Origin of the sequence: Methylobacter sp. sgz302048, from assembly GCF_052162025.1 — a bacterium.
GTDB lineage: Bacteria > Pseudomonadota > Gammaproteobacteria > Methylococcales > Methylomonadaceae > Methylobacter.
Genome location: NZ_CP197401.1, coordinates 653754 through 673712 on the forward strand (window position 1 = coordinate 653754; position 19959 = coordinate 673712).

Genomic DNA, 19959 nt, shown 5'->3' on the forward strand with positions numbered 1-19959 from the left:
AAATCATGAATATTAAAAAAATTAATTACTTAAAGTAAACAAGTATTAAAAAATAAATTAACGTATATTCCGATCAAATCATTCATATAAAAAATTAGTTTAATCCAAAAATACCTGTCTATATTCTGCTAGGGCTGAAAACTCGCAAGCATTATAACCATGCTGCAAAATAAAGGTGATTTTCATCACAAAGTTTATAAATTATCAGATTTATAACGTAAAAATATAATAAACTCTCTGTCAACAAACTAAATCGCATATGAGCTTATTAACAATAAATTTGTATGTATTTTAACCTTATTTTTTATAAGAAATATAGTATAAAAAATATGGTTATAGTTATAAGTTTTAATATAGGGTTGTCAATGGGTTTGGAGGGTTGTTATATTAATGATGCTAGTTTTATAGGTGTAAATAATAAAAGTGATTGTTGTCACAAACTTTATAAATTATAGTTTTTATAGGCGTAAATATATATTAAAATAACTTTTAATATATATTAATTTTTAAAAGAATTAATATATATTAAAGTTCCCGTTTTCTAGATATAAAGGATCAAATATAAAATGGGGGTTAAACCAATAGAATTGCTCGAAACTGATCGGGAACTGCTTCAGCATCTTATTAAAAAAGGCAGCGATTGGCGGGAGAGAGAGCGGGCGGAGACGATCCTGATGCTAGCAGAAGGATACACAGTCAAGGAAACTGCCGAAAAGCAGGGGCTGACCAGGGAAGCGATTCGCGAACGACGAAGGAAATGGTTGAAGGCTGGCTTTGCGAGTTTGCCGGATAAACCTCGCAGCGGTGCACCAAACAAGCTTAGGGATGAGCATCGTGATCAGCTTCGAAGCTGGATTGAAGCAGAACCGTTAACAGCTCGAGCATTATTGAGCAGATTGGAAAATACATACGGCGTTCAGATCGGCAATACTACCTTGCGAACAGAACTGAAGCGTCTGGGTTTTGTCTGGAGGCGTACGCGGTACAGTTTAAAAAAAGCGTGATGATGCTGGCCCAAATAGAGATTCCTGTTTGGGTCAAGCTGGCTCTGAATAGAGCATTCTAGTTGGACTATATTCACGAGGCCGGTTTTTTCATATCTGCCGGATCGTTCTGCAGGGTGATAAAGCGGGAGGAAGTAATGACTAAAATCGACTCCTTTTAGCCGTTAAAGTTGTTTTGAATAATATCTGGTCAACCGCCATCGGATGAGCAGAAAAATTCATTGATGAAATTAGGGCTAATTTAGCATTCACAGTATGCGCTGCTTTTTGCTGGCTGGTTGATTAATACGGCTGATAGCTTGCAAGCGAGTTTCACAATCTGGCTGCGCTAGATTACCACTTAAAAACTGTAGATTTTTTCTTAACGATAATTATATCGGGTAAATAATGTTTGCTAATAAAACGCTATTGATTACGGGTGGCACTGGCTCTTTCGGTAACGCTGTGCTGGATAGGTTTCTCGATACCGACATTCAGGAAATTCGCATATTTAGCCGTGATGAAAAAAAGCAGCACGACATGCGACTTCAGTATAACAATGACAAGATAAAGTTCCACATTGGCGATGTCCGCTCATTCGATAGCATTGATGCGGCGATGCGTGGTGTTGATTATGTTTTTAGCGCGGCGGCTTTAAAACAAGTCCCTTCTTGCGAGTTTTATCCCATCGAAGCTGTTAAGACGAATATCTTGGGCACGGAAAATACCTTGAAAGCCGCTATTAAAAATCAGGTGAAAAATGCCATTGTATTAAGTACCGATAAAGCCGTTTATCCGATTAACGCGATGGGGATGAGCAAAGCCTTGATGGAGAAGGTGTCTGTTGCAACATCCCGTAGCGTACCTGATGACGGACCAGTCATATGCAACACCCGTTATGGCAATGTCATGGCGTCACGCGGTTCCGTGATCCCTTTGTTTATCGAGCAGATCAAATCGGGCATGCCTTTGACCATTACTGACCCTGATATGACACGTTTTATGATGTCATTACCTGATGCAGTCAACTTGGTTTTATTTGCCTTTGAGCATGGCGTGCAAGGGGATACGTTTGTTCAAAAGGCACCGGCGGCAACAGTTTTGACGTTAGCCAAAGCGTTAAAGAAAATATTCAATGCAAAAAATGAAATTCGTATTTTGGGTACGCGGCACGGCGAGAAAAAGCATGAAGCATTGCTATGCAGGGAAGAGTATCTGAACGCCGAAGACTTGGGCGGGTATTTCAGAATTCCCGCGGATACCAGGGATCTTAACTATGCCAAGTATTTTGAAGAAGGCGAGCAGGTCTTATCTCAAGGACAGGATTATACCTCTGAGAATACCGAACGTTTGGATGTAGAAGGTATGATCGAGTTGTTAATGAAGCTTGACTATATCAAAGACGAACTCAAGTCAGATTATAGATAGCCATGAAAAAAATTATGACCATCGTGGGCACGCGCCCGGAGATTATCAAGCTGAGCCGCGTGATTGCCCAACTTGAAAAATATACGGAACATGTATTGGTTCATACCGGCCAGAATTATGATTTTGAGCTCAATGAAGTCTTCTTCAATGAATTGGGGATCAGAAAGCCCGATTATTTTTTGAACGCGGCCGGCAATAATGCCGCTGAAACCATCGGTAATGTCATCATAAAATCCGACCAGCTTTTAGCTGAAGTGCGTCCTGACGCACTTTTGGTTTACGGCGACACTAATAGTTGCCTGTCCGTAATTTCTGCCAAGCGCAGAAAGATACCTGTTTTTCACATGGAAGCAGGCAACCGTTGTTTCGACCAGCGCGTGCCTGAGGAAATTAACCGGAAAATAGTCGATCATCTCAGCGACATCAATATGACGCTGACCGAACATGCTAGACGCTATCTGGTGTCCGAGGGGGTTAATCCGGAAACAATTATCAAAACCGGCTCCTCAATGCTGGAAGTACTGAATCATTATCAGGCTGATATTGATAAATCGAACGTATTGGAACGGCTTGGATTAGCGTCACGGGATTTCTTTGTTGTCAGTGCTCACAGGGAAGAAAATGTCGACTCAGAAGAAAACTTTAATGATCTTCTGACTTCGCTAAACGCAATTGCCGAGAAATACGGCAAAAGAATCATTGTATCAACGCATCCCCGCACCCGAAAAAAACTGGAATCCTTCCGGGGCAAACAATTCAACGCTCTGATCGAGTTTATGAAGCCGCTCGGCTTCTTCGATTACATCTGCCTGCAAAAGCACGCTTTTTGCGCTATTTCCGACAGCGGCACTATTACCGAGGAATCCTCCATACTGGGATTTCCCGCCATTACTGTCCGCCAGGCCCATGAACGGCCTGAAGGCATGGATGAAGGCACATTGATCATGTCGGGGCTTAGATCCGAAGACATCATCAATGCGATTGATATCGTCACCGATCAGTGGCGCGAAAATCCGAATGGCATTCATCTGGTAAGAGATTATGACGTAGACAATGTGTCCCAGAAGGTCGTCAGAATCATTGTCAGTTATATGGATTACATTAACAGAACAGTGTGGAAGCGGTATTGATATGAAAAAAGTGGTGGTATTAGGCAGTGTCGGCATGGCAGGCCATATTATGACTGAATACCTGCATGCTACTGGCGATTATCATGTATTCGGCATAGCGCGCGAGGATGGCCGCTATGTCGATAAAAAACTGGATGTGCTTGATTTTTCAGGCTTGCAAGGCTATCTCAAAGAAGTTAATCCAGATTTGGTGATCAACTGCATCGGTGTACTGGTCGGCAAGTCTGCCGATGATATGTGCACCGCTATACAAATCAACAGTTATCTGCCGCATTTTCTTTCCCGTCTGGGTAAACAGCTTGGCTTCAAGCTGGTCCATATCAGCACGGATTGCGTGTTCTCGGGCAAGGACGGACAGTACCATGAAGATGCCTTCAGGGACGGCAACGATAACTATGCCAGAACAAAAGCACTGGGTGAGGTCATTAACGATCGTGATCTGACCATCCGCACTTCAATCATCGGCCCTGAGCTGAAACTTAATGGCACAGGCTTGCTGGATTGGTTCTTTAAACAGCGTGGCGAGATCAAAGGCTATTCCAAAGCCTACTGGTCAGGCGTGACCACATTGGAACTGGCAAAAGCCGCCCATGAAATGATCAAACAGGGCATTACAGGGCTTTACCAATTATGCCCCTGCGAAAAAATATCGAAATACGAGCTGCTAAAACTTATCGCCAAGGTATGGGAAAAGGATGTTTCCATATTGCCTTATGAAAACTATGCGGTTGATAAAAGCTTAGTGAGCACGAGAGCTGACTTTAATTATCCAAAACCGGACTATGAAGCCATGCTGATTGAAGCTCGCGAGTGGATGGATACGCATGCTGACTATTACTCTCATTATCGGCTGAAATAAATGAAAGTACTGTTAATTATTGATGATTATCTGCCGGCCAGCATCAAGGTCGGAGCCAAGATGATGCATGAACTGGCCGTTGAGTTTGTAGCGCGCGGAAATCAGGTCACTGTTATCACCCCTGATCACAGAACTGCCAACCGGCCCAAAATTGCGACCTTGGATGGCGTTACAGTCTGCCGTTTTCGTTCCGGCAAAATCAAAAACGTTTCAAAAGTCAAAAGGGCCATTAATGAGACGCTGCTTTCATACAATGCCTGGAAGGACCATAAAAAGTATTTTAAAAACAACAAGCATGATCTGATTATTTATTATTCGCCGTCGATTTTTTGGGGCGGATTGGTCAGAAAGCTCAAAAAGCTTTGGGGAGCGCCAAGCTATCTCATTTTACGGGATTTTTTCCCGCAGTGGGTCATTGACAACGGTATTTTGAAGGCTCGCTCGCCAATCACAAAATATTTCAGACTTTTCGAATGGCTCAGTTACCAGGCAGCAGACACAATAGCAATTCAATCGCCTAAAAACAGGGAATGGTTTGCTAAGACGGCGAGAACCGGCAAGCCTTTGGATGTGCTTTATAACTGGGCAGCAAATGATCCCGTTCCTTTACATGGCGGCCATTATCGAGAGACGTTGGGGCTTAAAGATAAAGTTGTTTATTTTTATGGCGGCAATATTGGTCATGCGCAGGACATGATGAATATTGTGCGTTTGGCTAAAAATATGCAGGCAGAAAATAAGGCACATTTTGTTTTGGTCGGTGAGGGCGATGAGGTTGGGCTTGTTCGCAACAGCATTGAAACAGAAGGATTGAAAAATATCTCTCTCTTGCCCGCTGTTTCTCAAGGTGAATTCAAAAAAATGCTGGCCGAGTTTGATATCGGGCTGTTTACGCTTCATCGCGACCATACGACCCATAATTTTCCCGGCAAGTTATTGGGCTATATGGTTCAGCGTATGCCCATACTGGGGAGCATCAATTCGGACAATGATCTAAAGCCTGTTGTAGAAGATGCGGGTGCCGGGCTGATTACTAGCAATGGCGATGACGAAGGGCTGTTAAAAAATGCCTTGGAGCTGCTGCATGATGAAACATTGAGGACTCAAATGGGAGAAAATGCGAACAAGCTACTGAATGAGCAATTCTCCGTTGCATCTGCAGTCGACAAAATCATAGCCTTTGCTGTCGGCCATGGTATTAGCGCTATAAACGATAGGGAAGCGGAATCAGAAAAACTCGAGCCCATTGCGCTGCGTTCTAACTAATTGCTAAGAATGGATGAGTTGCCTGAGTTCATGTCATTGCAAATAAACCGCAACAGTCAGGGAAGAGCGCTACGGCATTCAATCTCAAAAAATTTAAGTTGAATTCGATAAATGCAAAGAAGAGGGCTTGCCTTAAAAGATAAAAGCGAAACCATTCTCAATCGGTGATCCGGCTGACTTTTTATGTAGATATTGGTGTTCATATACTCATCGTACTTTTTGACTTAAAGGATTACACATAAATGCTATCTGATTATTTGTTCGAATATTGGGCAGTATTTGGTATATCTGCCGCAGTTGTCATCTTGCTGACTCCGCTCTTTATAAAGTTGGCTCCGCATGTCGGCTTAATGGATGTTCCCAATGAGCGTTGTATTCATAAAAAAGTCACACCCTTAGGCGGTGGGGTTGTAGTATTTATTGGATTCAATCTTGCTTGTTACGCGCTGTATCATTATCTCTGGCCGGACTTTGCCGGCCGGCTGGGCATCAATTGGTGGCACGCTTTTTTTATCTCCTCGGCTATTTTACTGGTTGTCGGTTTGGTCGATGACTACCAGGGCATGTCGCCTGTAAGCAAGCTGGCAGGACAGGCGCTGGCGACTGTTTCACTTTATCTATTATCGGGCTACCAATTTAACTTGTTGGGCTTTGATTTTGGATTTTGGGGCGGTTTGATTTTTGTTTTGATCTGGACGCTGGGCATAGTCAACGCATTTAATTTAATAGATGGATTAGACGGCTTATGCTCAGGTCTGGCGATGATTTCCAGCGTAGGGCTGGCGGCTGTTTTTCTGTTCCGGGGAGTGCCAGGGGATGCAATGATTTGCCTGGCTTTGGCTGGAGGCTGCGTAGGATTTCTTCGTTACAACTTTTTTCCGGCCAAGGTTTTCCTGGGCGATACCGGCAGCATGTTCCTGGGCTTTGCTTTGGCCAGTGTCAGTTTGCATGCGGGCGGCAAGGGCTCTTTCTTTGTCATTTTAGCCGTGCCTTTTTTTATTGCCGGCATTCCCATTACCGATACGTTGCTGGCCATCTGGCGGCGTTCAATCCGTAAAATACTGGCTGATCGAGACGGCCAGCCTGGCGTTAAGATCATGCAGCCCGATAAAGAGCATTTGCATCACAGGCTGCTCGATTACGGCCTTAAGCAGCACCATGTCGCGCTGGTTTTATACGCGGTTAATATGCTGATCGTCGGTTTGGGGTTGTTCTATGTCATCGCTCAAGAAGTTGCCAGCGGATTGTTTTTGATTGTTTTTATCTCCGCTGCTTATCTGCTTGTTAAATATGTGCTGCAGATCGAGTTATGGGAGACGAGCAAATTATTGGCCCGATCCAACGACAAACCTCAACTCACACGCTTCATGCTGGTTTTTTATCCGTTGTTCGATTTGTCGTGGATATCGTTTTCCGCCTGGCTGGCAGGCGTCATTGCGCTATCGGGTCAGCAGCCTTTTCATAACGTAAGCGAGTGGGCGTTTCGTTTGCCTTTATGGGTGCTGCCCGTTCTTTTATCGCTGTTTATATCCAAGGCTTATATCAAGATTTGGCGGAACAGTTTCTTCAGGGATTATTTGACCTTGATGCTGGCCATAGTTGTCGGTTGCAGCATCAGTTGGTCATTGATTTGTTTGCTGACCAGCAATGCAAGCATTTCTACATTTAATCAACTGTTGTTGTTTTGCTTGTTTTCCTTGCTAGGCGTGATCGGCATACGGACTCTCCATCAAATCATCAGGGAATGGTGTGTTGCCAGCCATAAACATGATAAACGCAATGTATTGGTTTATGGCGCCGGTACGCATGGCGGCTTGTACATGCGTGAGCGTCACTTAAATCATGGCGTTGAGCTGGGCTCTGTTAATGTGATCGGTTTTATCGATGACAATAGCCTGTTAAAGGAAAAATATATTTACGGAAAAGCCGTATTGGGTGAGTTAAACGATTTCAAGGAACTGGTTTCAAAACATAATATCGATGAAGTCGTACTGACGACGCCTATCTCAACCGATAAATTATCCAAATTAAAACAAATTGCTGATCAGCATAAGATCAAATTGATGGAATGGCGCGCTTATACCGTCGGTGTTCACTAGGTGAGCAACAATGATCTTTTATAGTTTGCTGGCTGTTGTATTTTTGTCTCCTCTGCCTTACGGAGCCAATCGACCCTGGTCATGGAGTTTATGCTCACTGTTGATAGCGCTGTTGGCCATGGCCTGGGCTGTACAGTTTTTTGTCAGGAAGCGGCAAACTCCTTTTTTTCAGCATTGGGGTTCGGTCGGCGATGCGGCAATATTGTTTTTTGCCGCACTATGCTGGGCTTGGATACAAACAACCGGTGAGTGGCTTCATCCGCTATGGCAGGTGCGAAATGAACTGTTGAACTTTTCTTCCGGAGCCATTTCTTTGAATCCGGCTGATACGATAACTTCAGTTATGCGCCTGTTAAGCTACGCGTTAGTGTTTTGGTTGGCATTATGCTACGGCCAGGATCGACAGAAGGCCAAATCCGCTTTTTATGGCTTGATGGCAGCCGGTTTTGTTTACTCGGCATATGGCTTGATCGTTCAGTTGGGCGATTTCAAAGTGGTTCTCTGGCACGAAAGGCCCTATGCCGATTCTGTATCCTCGACTTTTATCAATAGAAACCATTTTGCGACCTTTGCGGGGTTAACGCTGCTTTGCTCGCTGGCCTTACTGAGTGAACGTATGGAAACATTGGCGGACTATAATCTGGCCAGTAATTTCGACAGGCAGCGCTTTATTGAGGATCTGATTACACGGGCATGGTTGCCTTTACTGGCTTTTTTCACCATCAGTTCGGCATTAATCCTGTCGCATTCGCGTGGCGGTTTCTTAAGTTTCAGTCTGGCCTTGTCAGTTTTTTTGATACTGTTTTATATCAATCCCCGTACCCGTAATAAAAACACATTGATTATCTTTGGTTCTCTGGTCGTGTTGGGAGCGCTTGCTTTTTTCGTCAGCAGCGATGCCTTGCTTGATCGTTTCGGACGTCTGGATGAAGAAAGTAAAATCAGAACGACTGTTTACGGTTTGACCTGGAATGCTATTACCGGCAATCCCTGGGCGGGTTTCGGATTGGGCAGTTATGAGGAGGCTTTTCAATTGTACCAGAGCATGGATATCGGCGGGATCGAGGCGGCTCCGCTGATTCATGACTATGCCCATAACACGTATCTGGAAACCGTTTTCGAACTCGGTTTCCCGGCAGCGCTGGCGTTGTTTTATGGTTTTTTAAAAATCACGTGGCTCTGCCTTAAAGGCTTTCTGATGAGAAAGAGAGATATGATTTATTCGGCAATCGGTGTTGCTGCCACGGTTTTGATTGGGGTGCATTCATTGGTTGACTTCAGCATGCAAGTTCCAGCCGTTCCTTATGTTTATGCATTATTAATGGGAGTGGCTTGCGCGCAGTCTTTTAGTTCTTCCGCTCAGCCCCGTACCGTGATCAGAAGGTAGGCCGGGTCCGCTACGCTTCCGCAAGCCCGGCCGGAGAGAATTATGCCAAATCTGATGCTCAAACATAGCGCGATAGTATCAGTCTGGGATTGAGTATTTTCTGTTTAGGCATCGCCTTTCTCTGAAGACGGCCCTTACAAATGAACCTGATGATTTCTCTTTCCGCTTCCAGCCAGTCACGAAGCTCATGACCGGGAGAAAAGCCGCGTTTTTTGGCCTTGAAATAGGCTGCCTCGGCGATCATCGGTTTGATATGTTCAGGGACAGGCGCTGCCGGGACAGAGGCATCAGTAAAGCCCAGCTTCAAAAGGCCCAGCAGGTCTTCTGGCGCACTGTTTTTGATGCCGACCTTGACAGGTTCCAATTCCGCACAAGTGCCGAACAGGCGGTCCCACACCGACAGCACTGAGCCGTAGTTGCGGTCATGCTCATGGCGCTCGGTTGAATGATGAACCCGGTGCAGGCAGGGCACGACAATAATTCGGCCCAGCAGTTTTTCGCCCGGGAATGCAATATTCGTATGATGGAACATGACGAACAGCGCCGCGATAGTCTCATTAATCAGCACGATGGTTTTGTCCGCGCCCAGCATCACGATGTAAACTGCTTTCAGTGCCGTAATGATCAATAGTTCCACAAAGTGCACGCGAAATGCCGTCGAGACATTTAAATAGGGGTCGCTGTGATGGACTCTGTGGAATATCCACAGACAATCAAAATTGTGGCTGGCTTTATGCCAGAGATAATACATCAGGTCGAACGCTAAAAATGACACGATGGCTTTCCATATGGGATCGGCAATATAGCTCAGCAGCCCATTGCCTGAGTATTGTTCGGCCAGCAGCAACAGGGACGAAACCGGCAACAGCGAAAGCGCGATGCTGTTAAAAAAGAACAAATTGACATTGGCCTTAATAGACCGGCGTTTACCTGACGCAGGGTTTTGGATTTTAGGAATGCGTGCTTCAACTGTTGCCAGCACGACGAAAAACACAAGCAGCGCCGTTACAGCCAGTTCTCCGGATGTCAGCGCAGCCCGCGTTATGATGGGTTCAAAAAATGCGTTTAAATGTGACATCGACTTCACCTTGTGATTTAAGGGATATAACAATCTACAGCCAGCAGCTTAAATAAAATTTATTAACCTTTAATGACGGTAGGTTCCGAGTTTTTGTCTAGACATTGATATCTCTGCAATAGGCATGCCATAAACTGGATCATAGTCATGAAAATTGCCCCAAGTCTTGTCAGGCAAGTCCCCGCAAGCAATAAGAAAGGTATAAATGCCTTTTTCGGGCGGATGGACAGCAGCGAATAGAGTGCATCAGTAAGGCGCAATGTCTCTGTTCTTGCACCAATAAGGTCTGTCAGCGCCAGGCTTGATCTTATTTTAGAGCTTATCCACCGTTAATATAGAAACCGGCCCGTGCTGATAAGGCGCCATCGTGTTGACGGAAAAACACTATGGCCGCAGACCGGCATCAAACCGGTAGATGGTTGAGTGATGGTAGTTATCGGCCGGCTGCAACTGTGTCGAGGGAAATGCAGGATGATTGGGCGAGTCAGGAAAATGTTGGGTTTCAAGACAGAAGCCGGCATGTTTTTCATAAAACCGGCCGCCTTTGCCCCGCAGTCGGCCATCAAGAAAATTGCCACTGTAAAACTGAATACCGGGCTGCGTGGTGTAAACACTCATGTGCCGGCCATTCAACGGTTCCACAACTTCAGCGGCAAGTTCGCAGCCTTCAGATTCTCTCGCCACTATCCAGTTATGGTCGTAACCGCCTTCTGCTCGACGCAATTGTTCATCGCCTGATTGCAGGCGCGAGCCTATGGGCGTTAATTGCCGGAAATCCATTGCAGTACCGGCTACAGAGGCCTGCTCGCCGGTAGGAATCAGCGTGTCATCGACCGGCAGAAAGCGATCAGCCAACAGGCGCAGCTGATGGTTCAGCACCGTACCGTATCCTGCCAGATTAAAGTAAGTGTGATTGGTCAGATTGATGAGGGTGGGCATATCAGTTTTGGCCCGGTAGTCGAGCCGCAACTCATCGCTCACAGTCAGCATATAAGTCACTTCGACCTGCAGATTGCCGGGATAGCCTTCTTCGCCTTCCGTACTCAGGTAGCTCAATACCAGTTGCGGTTCTGCCTCTGGCCCAGATAGTCGCGCATGCCATATGCGCCGGTCGAATCCCATCAGACCACCATGTAAATGATTAAGGCCATTGTTGCAGGCCAATTGATAGTCCACGTTGTTCAGGCGAAAATGTCCCCGTGCAATGCGGTTGGCATAGCGGCCGATAAGTGCGCCGAAATAAGGATGATCGCCCAGATAAGGTTCCAGTGTATCGAAGCCTAGCACAACATCTTCGAGGCGGCCTTGCCGGTCGGGTACGTGCAGCGATAACAGAATGCCGCCATAGGTCATGATCTTTGCAGTCATGCCGGTCTCATTAGTCAACGTGTAGCAATCAACAGTGTGGCCGTCATGAGTAGAACCGATACGCTGTTTCGTAGCGGGCATATGTTTATGTTGGCGGTCTTGGAACCAGCATTCGCCCGCTGTGGCCGGCCTGGTTGTAAAGCCTCAGGGTTTCCAGTCCAATATGCAGCGCAGCGCCTTGCTCGCATAAAGCAACACAGGCGCCGCCGAAGCCGGCACCCGTGAGCCGTGCGCCATATACGCCATCCTGGGACCGCAGAATCGACACCAGCTCGTCGAGCTCGGGTATCGAAACTTCGTAATCGTCGCGCAAGCTTTCATGTGAGTCATTCATCAGTTGTCCAAATTTTTCGGCACTGATGTTTTCACGTGCACGCAGCACGCGGTTGTTCTCGTTGATGACATGGCGGGCCCGTCGGCATAACGGCTCTGGCAAGGGATCGGTCAGGCTCGGGTCCTGCACGTCGCGCAATGCGGGTACACCCAATAACCTTGCCGCCTCTTCGCATTCAGCGCGGCGTTCGTTGTATTTGCTGCCCGCCAACATGCGTATGATGCCTGAATCGAGGACCAGAATTTCCGCGCCAGCCGGTAGTGGCAGCTTTTGGCGCTCCAATGTGCGGATATCGAGGAATAGCATGTGACCCACGCTGGCCAGACTGGACGCCATCTGATCCATCAGACCGCAATTGACGCCCGCATAGTCTATTTCGGCACGTTGAGCGAGTTGGGCAATCTGAACATCGTCCAGTGAAAGTGAAAGCAGCACGCGTAGAGCTCGTAGCATTGCCACCTCGAGAGCCGCACTAGAAGACAGGCCCAGGCCGATAGGGACATTGGATGAGATATAAATATCCAATTTCGGTATATCGATCCCGAGTTCTTCGATTTGGCGCAGACAGCCGTAAATGTAATGGCCAAAATGCTCCTCCGGCATCGCAACCATATTAAATTCTATAAACTGGTTCAAATTAGCCGCATAAACCCTGAAAATATTGCCCTCGTTAGGGCGCAGTAGGACGTGCGTGGATTGAGGGATCGCCGTTGGCAGCACATAACCGTCGTTGTAATCAGTATGTTCGCCGAGCAAATTGACGCGTCCCGGCGCTTCGGCGCTGGCCGTAGGATGTGTGCCAAATATGGCGGCGAATGTCTTCATGGTTGCACGCACTCAATATCGACGGCGATATTCTGAAGTTCGCGCGCTTTATCTTCAGGCAGGACATCCATGGCAAACAGACCGGCTGCCAATTCGGTACCGGCCAAGTATTTCAATCTATCCGCCGTGCGATAAGGGGGATAAAACTCGGCGTGCAGATGCGCTTCAGGGTGGGCTTGATCATCGGTCGGAGCTTGGTACCAGGCCATCATGTAGGGAAAAGGCCGATGCCATAAGGCATCATACTTCATCAGTACGGTTTTCAATGCACGTGCGAGATCGGCACCTTGGACATCACTCAGCTTGGCAAAACTGGGCACAGGCTCGATCGGTGCAATCCAGACTTCATATGGGTAACGCGCGCAAACCGGTACGAAAGCGACCGCGTGCTCGCCTTGGTACAGGATGCGTCTCGCTTCATGCAATTCCTGTTGGATCAACGAGAACAATAGGCTGCGGCCATGCAGCCGGTAGTGGCTGAGCTCTTCATGCAGCATGCGAGCAGGTACGGGAGGTACGATCGGATAGGCATAGATTTGTCCATGTGGATGATGCAGCGTGACTCCGACTTCGGCGCCTCTGTTCTCGAACGGCAGCACGTAAGCAGTATCAGGATGTTGTCCCAATTGCTGTGTGCGCTCTGCCCAGACCTGAAACAACAGCTCAATATGCGCGAGCGGCAGCTTAGCCAGTGAGGAATGGGCGTCTTGCGTAAACACGACGACTTCACATTTGCCGGTTGCAGGGCGTGTCGGCACGACTAAGTCAGGCGCTGAATGCGCTTCTAGACTCAGGGACGGAAAGCGATTATCAAAGACGGCGATTTGCCATTTGCCTGGCGGCAGTTCAGTCGGGTTATCGGCCGTTACAGTGACGGCCAGCGGGTTATATTCAGGCGGTGGCAAGAACGTGCGCCCTTGCCGATAGGCGGCATAAGTCACCCATTCGGCGCGCAGCGGGTGCCAGCGCAGATGCGGATTAGCCTGCAGCGATTCCGGGAATGGGCTGGGAGCGCTTGTAGGCGGTTCATCCATCGGATGCTGGCTGTACAGCCAGAGATGCCGGCCATCCGGCTTAGTTAGTTCGTGCATATACATGATCAGACGCCTCCATGAACATGTGTGCTGGACATCCGTGTGATATCAGCAATAGTTTCCAGCGGCAGCTTAGGCGTGCGATCCGCGCACAGCAAACCATTCGCTTCCTGAAAGGTATCGGTAAATTGTGTGTAGCAGAAGCCGCTGAACAATGATGTCTCAGTAATGACTTCGATGAGACCTTTATACATTCGAATAAACTCCTCGTCGCTATGGGCGACCGAGTAGCCCCAGGTCTGCTCCACTCCGGGTTGAGGACATTTGGCATAGGCGACACCACCAAATTCAGTCAACATAATCGGCTGACCGCGATGCGGGTAGCCGTCCAGTGTCAGAATGCGTCCGCCAGGACGCCGGCGGTCGAACAGCATTTCGGGGTTTGCTTCGACACCATAGCGCACTCTGAGATGATCCGGACGGAAATCATAATCGTGAATGCCGAGAATATCGGTCGCGCTGCTTTCCCAACCGTCATTACCGATAACCGGTCGGGTTACATCCAAGGTTTTGGTCAGATGATAAAGCGCGACGACGGCACTGCGATGTTCCTGTAGCGTAGTCAGTTCCGGCACGCCCCAGGATTCATTGAATGGGACCCATACGATGACGCAGGGGTGGCTGAAGTCGCGTTCGATAACCTCAGTCCATTCCTGGACCAAACGCTTGATGGCTGTGCGCGTGAATTGATAAGCCGAAGGCATTTCTTCCCAGACCAGCAGGCCCAGCCTGTCGGCCCAATACAGATAGCGCGGGTCTTCGATCTTCTGGTGTTTGCGCACGCCATTGAAGCCCATTGCTTTGGTCAATTCGATATCGGCCCGTAAGGCATCGTCATTAGGTGCCGTCAGCAAAGTATCAGGCCAGTAGCCTTGGTCCAGCACCAGCCTTAAAAAGTATGGCCGTCCGTTCAACATGAAGCGATCACGCAGGATATTGACTGAGCGCAATGCCGTGTAGGAGGTAAATTCGTCCAGTACCTCGTTGCCACGCTTCAGGCGGATTTCGGCATCGAGCAGTGTCGGTCGCTCCGGACTCCACAGCAACTCATTACGAAAATCATCAATGCCGGGGTCAGACAGGACAATACGCCGATCCGCATCGCCATCTATGACATGATAACTATCCCAAGCCAGTATGCGGTCCTGATGCTGTAACTTGACCTCTACCGACAGGCCAGTCGTATTGCCACCTATGACGCGCGCTTCGAAGCCGATCGAGAATTCTTCCATGTGAGGTGTCCAGCGGATCTTGCTGACATAACTGCGGCCTACGCGCTCTAGCCATACGGTCTGCCAGATGCCGGTCGTGCGTGGATACCAGATGGAATGTGGCTCCAGTTGCCAATCCTGCTTGCCGCGCGGTTTAGCCAGCTCATGCGGATCATCATCTACAAAGACGGTCACTGTCTGATCGCCGGATTCATTTAATGCAAACGTGATGTCGGCAAAAAAAGGCGTATGGCCACCTTCATGGCTGACGACCAGGCATCCGTTGACCCACACCTTGGAGAAATAGTCGACAGCGCCGAAGTGTAGCAGAACGCGGCCGTCTTCGGTTTTGATATGGAAATCACGTTGATACCAACAGGCGGGGTGAAAACCGCGATCACCAATACCGCTGGTTTTCGATTCCGGCGGGAACGGCACCAGAATCTCCAGTGGCCATTCGGAGATATCTGATGGTTGCCGGAATTTGCGCTCTTCATCAAATATAAATCGCCAAGGACCATTCAGTGACATCCAATGCTTACGTACCAATTGAGGGCGGGGGTAAGGGCAAGTCACAGCGATCTCCCTATTAAAATTAGAATAGTTGATCAACTTTGCATATACCTTGTAGACCGTCTGTATAGAACACAGTTCGGCGAAATGTTTTTTATCGATGCCCTAAATGGTCAGTAAGTTCACTTAGAGTCCAGAAGATCAATCATTACAGTTGTCAAGGAATATGACGAACCGAGTCTGAATTACAAATTTCAAGGACAACTCGGTAAGGAGTAAACTATTAACCAGGAAAAATGCATAAAAACAGCAGCATATTGGTTGGTATGCATTCCGGCTGAGAAAAAACTGTAACCGGAGGGTTCGACGGCATGAGTTTCATTTTCCCAGACGCGAGCAGGATAACGCTCTTAGAAAATGTTTTGATTGTGCATCGGGTGAGCGGCGCGCCTTATAGAAATGTGCGGCTTCCTGACTTCGTATGTGTATGGTTTTTTAAAATTAGTGATTAGATTATGGAATGGTTTTTATGAAAGCAAGAGACAGGCGGCACGGGCTGGTCGTGGTCAATACTGGCGAAGGCAAGGGCAAGTCATCCAGTGCGCTGGGCATGGTGTTTCGTGCCGCGGGCTGGGGCATGAAAGTCTGCGTGATCCAGTACATCAAAGGACAATGGCAAACGGGCGAGCAAAAGGCCGCCGAGCGCTTCGACAACATCGAATGGCACGCCTTGGGGGACGGCTTTACTTGGGATACCAAGAACCCGGAGCAGGACATCAAAACCAGCCGATCGATATGGGAATTCAGCAAGCAGAAAATCGCTTCCGGCGAGTACGATGTGGTCTTGCTCGATGAGATCAATTACTGCAGCGGCTATGGCTGGATTTCGGGTCAGGAAATCGCCGACTTCATCCGGCAGCACAAGCCGGCCTGGATGCATTTGATCCTGACCGGCCGTAATGCCGCGCCTGAAGTCATCGCCTGTGCCGATACGGTTACTGAAATGATCAAGATCAAACACGCCTATGAACAAGGCATTAAGGCCGAGCAGGGGATTGAATTTTAAGGCGAAAACAGATCCCTTCAGCGTTTATTCTTTCCATTGCCGAGGAATGGCAATTCGCATAGAATCCGTATGGTAATACCCAGTAACGCCATTAATGGCGCGTCATTATTAAAACAGCAAGAGAACGCAAATGAGTGAAACAACTAAATTAATAGCAGCCGTAGTGGGCTTCTTCGTCATCGGCTTTATCATGGTCGGCGCCAATAAAAGCCAGTCTCCGGAGCAAATGGAGGCCGCCTCACAGATCAGAACCTATGCCGCTATGCAGTCGATGGCAAATACCAAGTGCCCGCTGGCGATCAAACAGCATACCGGCGAACAGGTATTTTTCCCTTCCGAAACCGAGAGCGACAAAGACAGCTATATTACGCTGAAGTGGGTCGGCGAAAACAAGGGTGGGTTTAAAACAGCATCCTGCACATTGAGCCTGAATCTGGGCGGCATCTCAGAACTCATCATTGACGATAAAGTCATTATCAAGAAAAAAATCTAAGCCGCCTGTAGGCGCCATCATTGGCTGACAGATGCTCTGCTCAGCTTAAGCAGATTGACAGGCACGAAGAACACGAACAAAAAAATAAGAAATGCGTGTTCTTCGTGGTTATACAAAATTAATCAATCCCTCTTTCCTTAATGTAACGCCGCATACGTGCCAGTCATCATAGGTGCCGCTCACGCATGACTGAATCGCCGGCTTTCGCCCGCTTTTTTAACGCTGCCGAGGCAAGCTGTTTTCTCTGCACCGCTTCTGCCGCACGCTTGCCGGCCAGGAAGGCGTGGTCGGAATTGTAGTATTCCCACTCACTGTACCGTCCCGCCAACAAGATATCGTACGGCGTCAGCCATTCCCGAATAGTCGCCACCGCTTCGGCCCGGGCATGGTCATAGACGACATAGGCATACGGAATATCCACCTGATTGGCGACGATGACCGGGTCATCACGCTGGATCATGCCCACGGCAATGCAGTCTTCGATGCAGCGTTTGATCAGCTCATCACCATCGCAAGGCAACGGCTTGCTGGGCGAATAGGTGATCTCGCAAGTAAGCCCGAAGCCGCCTTCGGGATTGCAATGCGGGCTGGCATTGCCCTGGACGAAAATGCGATGGAATACTGTGTCCTCGGGATAATAGATCCAGTGCTTTTCAGTCAGTGCTTCGCGGCCTATCCCTAGGTTGACGCAACGGACCGAGACATGGCGCAGCCGTTTGGCGGCCGCTTTGATAGGGTCGGGCGCTTCATCGCCTATGGCACGGACCAGCGCCGGCAGTGGCATGGTGCTGATGAGCTGATCATAGCCGACGGTACGGCCATTGTTAAAGGTCACGGTCTTGCGCGAAGGCGACACTGCGGTGACCTGCGTATTCAACTGGAGTTTTCCCTTGAGATGCGGCAGAAAACCTTCCATGAGCGCCTGGAAGCCGCCACGCAACGGATAGCCGAAGCGCGCATTAGGTCCCATGGGCTTGGCGACCGGCTGCAGCGCGCCTTCGATCATCTCTTCCAGGTTCGGCAGCGGTACTCGCCCGCCCAGCCACGAGGTTTCCATTTCCTTGAGCGGCACCGCCCAGAGCTTGCGATTGTAGGGAATGGCAAAATGCTTGGCGATACCGGCGCCCCAGGTCTGATAGATAAAGTCCTCGAAATTTTGCGCGGCAGGTTGCGTTGATTTCAATGTAGGCACAAAGGCCAGCGGCGCTGTCGCTTCCTGGATGCCGTCCGCGCAGCAGTCATTCAGTTGCGTCGTCTTGCACGATGAGGCTTGTTTAGGAGGCGTATCGGCCACACTGGTATCGAGCTTGCCGAACCGGGCTTCAACGGCACCGATGATGCATTCCTTGATTACGTCGACGGGCAGTCCGTAAAGTGCGCCCTGAAACGGGTAACGGGTATGGACATTTTTGCTGTACACCCAGGCTTCTCGGTTCTGCCAGTGCATGTTAGCGCCAAGCAGTTTGTCATAGAGTTCCAGCACCGTGTTGTCATTGGAGAACATGATGTGGCCGGCATGATCGAACGTGAATCCCGCTTCATTGATGGAACGGCAGCAGCCGCCAACATGCGCGTTTTTTTCTACCAGCAGCGTATTCTCTGGCAGATAATACGCGGCTGCGAGCCCGGTCGGTCCGGCGCCGAGAATGACATTGTCGAAGTGTTGGGGCTGGAGCTTGCTGGTCGACGGCGTTAGCATCAGGCGCGCCGTTTCATTCAGGCCCTGCCGACAGGCTGCCTCGAGATGGCGAGCGACCGTATCAGCAGTGCGATCCCAAGATGTCTCGCTCAGCACTTTACGGTAGCCGGCCAGTCGTTCCTGTCGCCGATCAGGGCTTTCATTAAGTGCTGTCTCGCATGCGGCGATGAAGGCTTCAGCGTCAGCAGCGATATGGACCAGATGGCCGTAAGGTTCTTCGACGTCCTTGATCGGCGTGCTGACGATGGGCAGCTCAGCCGCCATGTATTCCAGAGTTTTGGTCGGGCTGATATAACGGGTCGCATCGTTCAGCGCGAAAGGCAACAGGCAGACATCCCAGCCGGCCAGGAAATGAGGCAGTTGCGCATAGGCCTGTTGCCCGAAATAATGAATATTAGGCCGCTGCGGCAGCGAACTTTCGGGGATTTTGACCACGGGGCCAACCATGGCAATCTGCCATTCGGGATGACTATCGGCAAGTGCGGCAATCAGGCTCAAATCGAGGCGCTCATCGATCACACCAAAAAAACCCAGGCGTGGACCGCCGAGATGTTGCTGCGCCGGATGGGTAATGTCGCGGTCAATGGCGCGCGAGAAATGCTCTGCATCAACGCTGCTCGGCAGACAGTGAATGGCCGGATGCTTGTCGCGCCGCGCATTGTAGAGGCTGATACCGCCTGTGAACACAACATTGGCCGCTTTAAGCAAGGCATGCTCACGCTGTACCAATTGCCGCGGCGCATTCAGGAAGCCGGTCAGCTCATCCATGCAATCGTAGGCTATGGCTTTGGGCTGCAACTGATTAATCAAAGGTAGCGCCATAGGCGTATACAACCAGACAATGTAATCCTCGATTTTCAATTCAGAGATCAGTTCAGGTACCAATGGTGTCAATGCGGCGAGCTGGTCATCGTGAAAACCTGGCGACGATATCGGCGTATGCGGCTGTACGACCAGGATGTTCGGTGCCGCTTCGTAGTGAACACAGTGCGCTTTGCCTTTATGAAAGATAGGTTCTTCCAGAAACACAATCTGATATTTTTTGGCCAGCCGGCTCATGAGCTGCTGCGGGCGCTGAAATACGAAATCCCAGCGTAGATGCGAAAAAACAATAATTGTCGTCATG

Annotated in this window: 15 protein-coding genes; 9 read left to right on the forward strand and 6 right to left on the reverse strand. The window is 48.9% G+C overall.

The window, feature by feature from the left end; genetic code table 11:
• The first annotated feature begins 566 nt into the window (after nt 1-566).
• From ACTNE6_RS03320 to ACTNE6_RS03350, 7 genes are all read left to right on the forward strand, one after another.
• Nucleotides 567-1004: a helix-turn-helix domain-containing protein gene (locus ACTNE6_RS03320; RefSeq protein ID WP_194969806.1), complete on the forward strand. Its 438-nt coding sequence runs from the start codon at nt 567-569 to the stop codon at nt 1002-1004.
• 387 nt (nt 1005-1391) lie between these two features.
• On the forward strand, nt 1392-2411 hold the full coding sequence (locus ACTNE6_RS03325) for a polysaccharide biosynthesis protein (RefSeq protein WP_434482685.1): 1020 nt from the start codon (nt 1392-1394) through the stop codon (nt 2409-2411).
• 2 nt (nt 2412-2413) lie between these two features.
• On the forward strand, nt 2414-3541 hold the full coding sequence (wecB, locus tag ACTNE6_RS03330; RefSeq protein WP_442498586.1) for a non-hydrolyzing UDP-N-acetylglucosamine 2-epimerase: 1128 nt from the start codon (nt 2414-2416) through the stop codon (nt 3539-3541).
• A gap of 1 nt (nt 3542) precedes the next feature.
• A complete protein-coding gene (locus tag ACTNE6_RS03335) occupies nt 3543-4400 on the forward strand; it encodes a dTDP-4-dehydrorhamnose reductase family protein (protein WP_442498587.1) in 858 nt (285 codons plus the stop codon).
• Complete coding sequence (locus ACTNE6_RS03340; RefSeq protein ID WP_442498588.1) at nt 4401-5666, forward strand: glycosyltransferase family 4 protein; 1266 nt, start codon at nt 4401-4403, stop codon at nt 5664-5666.
• A gap of 350 nt (nt 5667-6016) precedes the next feature.
• Nucleotides 6017-7765 carry a hypothetical protein gene (locus tag ACTNE6_RS03345; protein WP_442498589.1) on the forward strand — a complete coding sequence of 583 codons (1749 nt, stop codon included), beginning with the start codon at nt 6017-6019 and terminating at the stop codon, nt 7763-7765.
• 10 nt (nt 7766-7775) lie between these two features.
• Nucleotides 7776-9152: an O-antigen ligase family protein gene (locus tag ACTNE6_RS03350; protein ID WP_442498590.1), complete on the forward strand. Its 1377-nt coding sequence runs from the start codon at nt 7776-7778 to the stop codon at nt 9150-9152.
• A 58-nt stretch (nt 9153-9210) separates the two neighbouring features.
• On the opposite strand, the gene ACTNE6_RS03355 is transcribed toward ACTNE6_RS03350, so the two are convergent.
• From ACTNE6_RS03355 to ACTNE6_RS03375, 5 genes are all read right to left on the reverse strand, one after another.
• Nucleotides 9211-10230, reverse strand: a complete 1020-nt coding sequence (locus tag ACTNE6_RS03355) for a sterol desaturase family protein (protein WP_194969800.1) — start codon at nt 10228-10230, stop codon at nt 9211-9213.
• Between the two features lie 384 nt (nt 10231-10614).
• Complete coding sequence (locus ACTNE6_RS03360) at nt 10615-11679, reverse strand: aldose epimerase family protein (protein WP_442498591.1); 1065 nt, start codon at nt 11677-11679, stop codon at nt 10615-10617.
• Between the two features lie 4 nt (nt 11680-11683).
• Complete coding sequence (galK, locus tag ACTNE6_RS03365; RefSeq protein WP_442498592.1) at nt 11684-12757, reverse strand: galactokinase; 1074 nt, start codon at nt 12755-12757, stop codon at nt 11684-11686.
• Nucleotides 12754-13848 carry a galactose-1-phosphate uridylyltransferase gene (galT, locus tag ACTNE6_RS03370; RefSeq protein ID WP_442498593.1) on the reverse strand — a complete coding sequence of 365 codons (1095 nt, stop codon included), beginning with the start codon at nt 13846-13848 and terminating at the stop codon, nt 12754-12756. Before galT ends, galK begins: the two co-directional genes overlap by 4 nt.
• Nucleotides 13849-13856: 8 nt before the next feature.
• Nucleotides 13857-15593, reverse strand: coding sequence for a glycoside hydrolase family 2 protein (locus ACTNE6_RS03375; RefSeq protein WP_442498594.1), 1737 nt, complete (start codon nt 15591-15593; stop codon nt 13857-13859).
• 511 nt (nt 15594-16104) lie between these two features.
• Between ACTNE6_RS03375 and cobO the strand changes: the two genes are divergently transcribed.
• Both cobO and ACTNE6_RS03385 read left to right on the forward strand, forming a co-directional pair.
• Nucleotides 16105-16641, forward strand: coding sequence for a cob(I)yrinic acid a,c-diamide adenosyltransferase (gene cobO / locus ACTNE6_RS03380; RefSeq protein WP_442498595.1), 537 nt, complete (start codon nt 16105-16107; stop codon nt 16639-16641).
• Nucleotides 16642-16771: 130 nt separating this feature from the next.
• Nucleotides 16772-17134 carry a hypothetical protein gene (locus ACTNE6_RS03385; protein ID WP_442498596.1) on the forward strand — a complete coding sequence of 121 codons (363 nt, stop codon included), beginning with the start codon at nt 16772-16774 and terminating at the stop codon, nt 17132-17134.
• A gap of 166 nt (nt 17135-17300) precedes the next feature.
• Here the strand turns inward: ACTNE6_RS03385 and ACTNE6_RS03390 are convergent, their stop codons facing one another.
• Entirely contained in the window at nt 17301-19958 is a 2658-nt protein-coding gene (locus ACTNE6_RS03390) for an FAD-dependent oxidoreductase (protein ID WP_442498597.1), read from the reverse strand.
• Between the last annotated feature and the right edge of the window lies 1 nt (nt 19959).

Coding starts and splice junctions, on each gene's coding strand:
- ACTNE6_RS03350 (WP_442498590.1), top strand. CDS start 7,776: ATGATCTTTTATAGTTTGCTGGCTGTTGTATTTTTGTCTCCTCTGCCT.
- ACTNE6_RS03340 (WP_442498588.1), top strand. CDS start 4,401: ATGAAAGTACTGTTAATTATTGATGATTATCTGCCGGCCAGCATCAAG.
- ACTNE6_RS03355 (WP_194969800.1), bottom strand. CDS start 10,230: ATGTCACATTTAAACGCATTTTTTGAACCCATCATAACGCGGGCTGCG.
- ACTNE6_RS03390 (WP_442498597.1), bottom strand. CDS start 19,958: ATGACGACAATTATTGTTTTTTCGCATCTACGCTGGGATTTCGTATTT.
- cobO (WP_442498595.1), top strand. CDS start 16,105: ATGAAAGCAAGAGACAGGCGGCACGGGCTGGTCGTGGTCAATACTGGC.
- galT (WP_442498593.1), bottom strand. CDS start 13,848: ATGCACGAACTAACTAAGCCGGATGGCCGGCATCTCTGGCTGTACAGC.
- galK (WP_442498592.1), bottom strand. CDS start 12,757: ATGAAGACATTCGCCGCCATATTTGGCACACATCCTACGGCCAGCGCC.
- ACTNE6_RS03325 (WP_434482685.1), top strand. CDS start 1,392: ATGTTTGCTAATAAAACGCTATTGATTACGGGTGGCACTGGCTCTTTC.
- wecB (WP_442498586.1), top strand. CDS start 2,414: ATGAAAAAAATTATGACCATCGTGGGCACGCGCCCGGAGATTATCAAG.
- ACTNE6_RS03345 (WP_442498589.1), top strand. CDS start 6,017: ATGGATGTTCCCAATGAGCGTTGTATTCATAAAAAAGTCACACCCTTA.
- ACTNE6_RS03320 (WP_194969806.1), top strand. CDS start 567: ATGGGGGTTAAACCAATAGAATTGCTCGAAACTGATCGGGAACTGCTT.
- ACTNE6_RS03375 (WP_442498594.1), bottom strand. CDS start 15,593: ATGTCACTGAATGGTCCTTGGCGATTTATATTTGATGAAGAGCGCAAA.
- ACTNE6_RS03335 (WP_442498587.1), top strand. CDS start 3,543: ATGAAAAAAGTGGTGGTATTAGGCAGTGTCGGCATGGCAGGCCATATT.
- ACTNE6_RS03385 (WP_442498596.1), top strand. CDS start 16,772: ATGAGTGAAACAACTAAATTAATAGCAGCCGTAGTGGGCTTCTTCGTC.
- ACTNE6_RS03360 (WP_442498591.1), bottom strand. CDS start 11,679: ATGCCCGCTACGAAACAGCGTATCGGTTCTACTCATGACGGCCACACT.